The organism is Phaeobacter sp. CAU 1743 (assembly GCF_039839315.1).
In the GTDB taxonomy this organism is placed as follows: domain Bacteria; phylum Pseudomonadota; class Alphaproteobacteria; order Rhodobacterales; family Rhodobacteraceae; genus Phycobacter; species Phycobacter gallaeciensis_A.
The window spans coordinates 1-3,071 of the sequence record NZ_JBDOQR010000154.1; the positions used below are offsets into that span (position 1 = coordinate 1).

The window sequence follows — 3,071 nt, forward strand, 5'->3', positions numbered from 1 at the left end:
CCGATCCGCCCAGCTCCAGGCGTTTGCGCGACCGCAGACGCCGCTCGGCGCGAAAAACGCTTGTCCAGCGGGCAAAATCAGGCGATCTTGACGTCAGACGGCAGGCCACTTGGGGAATGTCGGTTCATAGCCATCATCCTTATAGAGGTCTGAGACTGATTCACTGATGAGCCAATATTGATCAGTGCCTGTTCTATGATATACGCTAGAGCTATCATGTAACGGTATCTGAATGGAATCTCCATCTCCATATGGACCAGATGGAATTCCAAGCTTGTTATCAAAGTAGTACTCTATATTTGGGTCGGCTGTACTGAAAGTCATCAAGCCAGTTTCGGAAATAGTCATACTCGCAGTAGGCTCCCCAAGAATATTTGTACGCTCATATCCCAATTGGTCAGATGTAATCATCTCACCAGAAGAGCTGGGCGTTCTAATAGGAAGGAAGAATCCCAAATTGACTGTTACCTGTGCGTCCTCAAAATGCATCTCCGTTTGATAAGCTGGCATTATAGTAATATCCGACACACTTTCCGCAATATTCGCATACACGCCATTAACCGGAGCAAGATTGGTGGAGTTTTCCACCTGTCCAAGTACGCGTTCTAGCACCGACTGTGCCGTGCCAACGGAGGGCACCAGTAGAGCAACAGTAACTGCAGCCGAAGAAATCAAGATTTGCATCAAACCTCCAAAGAAACTGTCACGCTGATACCATTAGATAACCTCACAGTCACCCCACGAACTCCGTTCATTCATTACCTTCCCAAAGTGATGCTACATCCCGCTCACGCCGCCGACCCATCGTTCGGGGCACACCCGCGACCATATCCATTACGCTCATCCTGCCCACCACCCCCTGTTCAGCAAGGGCTTCCGTGATGTGAATGTGGGTTTCCAGTTCCGGTGCCACGTTGCCCACGCCTTTGATGGAACCAAGCATCCAGCCAAACGGCAAATCGTTGGTGATGCTCACGATGGCAGCCTGACCTTCGCCAACCCATTCATAGAACTGGGATTCCCCTCGCAAGGCTTCCTCAAGGGTAAAATCCATCCCCAAGCAGTTTTCAAACCGCTTGGCCGCACGTTTCAGCTCACCGACCGTAGCAATATGCCGGAACCGTGCATCCACAAGGTACGGCTCAGGACAACTGGCATCCGCCAGCATCCCATCCAGAATCTTCCGAGGTGATGTTCCACGTTCCAGCCTTTCCCCGACCTCACGCCATACCCCAGCATTGGGTTGGCCACCGTGCATCCAGCGAACCGCTTCTACGAACTGCCCTGTGCCAACGTGTTCACCAAAACGACAGGCAATCCCAATGGTTCGCAGCTCCCGTGGCAGATTCTTCAACACCCGATACAGCTCCCAGATTGGAACCGGCGATGATGCGATTTCACGGATAGCACCAACGTTCTCAGCCAAGAACCCGTACCAGAACCAGTAGAATTCTGCTGGATGGCCAAGTTCATCACAGCGGCCAAGCAAGGTAAGGAATCCACTGGGACAGGAACCATAGGCATCAGCAATCAAGGACTTTGCAGAATCCGTGAGCAACCGTGCAAACCATTCATCCCCAACATAGGGTTCATCAAGGCGGCTTCCCGCTGCAAGAACAGCATTCCACACCTGCCGCCGATGGGGATCAGCAATTATGTAAGCCACCACCCGTTCATCACGGAACACGGGTGCAATCCTTGGAAACAAGGGGCCAGCAAGATAGCGTACAAGGGATTGATGATTTTGGGTTGCCGCTGACCGACCAACAAGTTCCAAAACTTTATAACTTTTGCAAGACTTGTTGCCGCCCAAGATGCCCCCACGTGATTACATTGTGACAAGCACATAGCTGACGCCGTTGCAGCAATCCAGGACCATCCCGGACCGCAAAGACTGGTGGAACAAAGCCTTCCAGAATACCACTGAGAGCCGCTGTACCAGGCGTACATACCGGGATTGGCTTTTTTTGCACCCGACCCACCCCAGAACCAAAAACTGCGATTTTTGAGCCAAAAACGGCCATCTTGCCCCAGCAATGATAAATAGTTTTGCCGCACGAGATGGAGGGCAAGGCAATGACATTGTTACAACGAACGGCAAACACCCTGATAAAACACGGACTGTGCGACGGTTATCCGGATTTCAGCCAACGGTTCTGCAAGCGAACCCCAAACTTCTTCTACCGACAAAGGTTCTACGGGAGAGATTTTCCAACAGATGCTTTGCTGGAGTGCTTGTTCAAAATCCGAGAGGTGAATGCCAGCTACGACAGGTTCGCTACAATATTTGAAACTGAAATAAGCGAACTGGCAAAAATTGAAAAAGAATTATCTGAGGAGATAGTTAAAAGATTGAAATTATCAGATTGGCGGAGGGCGAAATACTTGGCCTCACTGTTGGAATTACCTTGACAATCCTTTTGAGATTTGAGATAATCCCTACACTGATGCGAGAAAAAGATTACTAAAGCCTCCACGGTAACGCACCAGGTTCTGCCAAAGTAATCATTATTTTTTCTCAACCCTTACTTTGCGGTAAGGGCAAGTGTTATCCATGTGTATATGATAAAGTGTTATCCATGTGTATATGATAAACAACATCATGCTCACAAGATGGCAACACATCACTCACATCAGTGAAACAACTTTAAATCACATAGTAGGAACATAATCATGAGATTATCCAGAACTATACAAGCAAAGAGAAACCAAAATGGGAACAAGTACACAACAAATAAAAACCAAAGATAAAACAGAAACACCTTTCAATCCTCAATGGGCATCAAGAAAAGCAGAGGCGAACCTATATATCGCATCAGCTGTTCAACACATGAGAGCAACTGAGAACATTGATAGAAGAACTTATTCTATAACTGCTCACACAGATGTAAGGCAAAGAGGGGCAAAGGATTATCTAACAAATAAATCCATCTGCATATCCCTATAGGAACGTCTGAACAACGTCTTCGGCTGCGCCGATGTTGCCGCTTGAGGGCAGTTTGGGGCGGTTGAGGCGTCATTTCCAGCGATTTTCGCCCCGTATTGGCCGCCTGAGCGGCGGTTTGGCCGAT

General features: G+C 48.7%; 4 protein-coding genes. 2 read left to right on the forward strand and 2 right to left on the reverse strand.

What is annotated here, in order from left to right:
* Nucleotides 1–93 precede the first annotated feature (93 nt).
* Complete coding sequence (locus tag AAFO90_RS24400) at nucleotides 94–684, reverse strand: hypothetical protein (RefSeq protein WP_347511128.1); 591 nt, start codon at nucleotides 682–684, stop codon at nucleotides 94–96.
* 67 nt (nucleotides 685–751) lie between these two features.
* A complete protein-coding gene (locus AAFO90_RS24405) occupies nucleotides 752–1,687 on the reverse strand; it encodes a hypothetical protein (RefSeq protein WP_347511129.1) in 936 nt (311 codons plus the stop codon).
* A gap of 389 nt (nucleotides 1,688–2,076) precedes the next feature.
* On the opposite strand from AAFO90_RS24405, the gene AAFO90_RS24410 reads away from it, so the two are divergent.
* On the forward strand, nucleotides 2,077–2,412 hold the full coding sequence (locus AAFO90_RS24410) for a hypothetical protein (protein WP_347511130.1): 336 nt from the start codon (nucleotides 2,077–2,079) through the stop codon (nucleotides 2,410–2,412).
* A gap of 301 nt (nucleotides 2,413–2,713) precedes the next feature.
* Nucleotides 2,714–2,947, forward strand: coding sequence for a hypothetical protein (locus tag AAFO90_RS24415; protein ID WP_347511131.1), 234 nt, complete (start codon nucleotides 2,714–2,716; stop codon nucleotides 2,945–2,947).
* Nucleotides 2,948–3,071 lie beyond the last annotated feature (124 nt).

Excerpts from the sequence above, each read along its gene's own strand:
- AAFO90_RS24400 (WP_347511128.1), bottom strand. The coding sequence starts at position 684 with ATGCAAATCTTGATTTCTTCGGCTGCAGTTACTGTTGCTCTACTGGTG.
- AAFO90_RS24410 (WP_347511130.1), top strand. The coding sequence starts at position 2,077 with ATGACATTGTTACAACGAACGGCAAACACCCTGATAAAACACGGACTG.
- AAFO90_RS24415 (WP_347511131.1), top strand. The coding sequence starts at position 2,714 with ATGGGAACAAGTACACAACAAATAAAAACCAAAGATAAAACAGAAACA.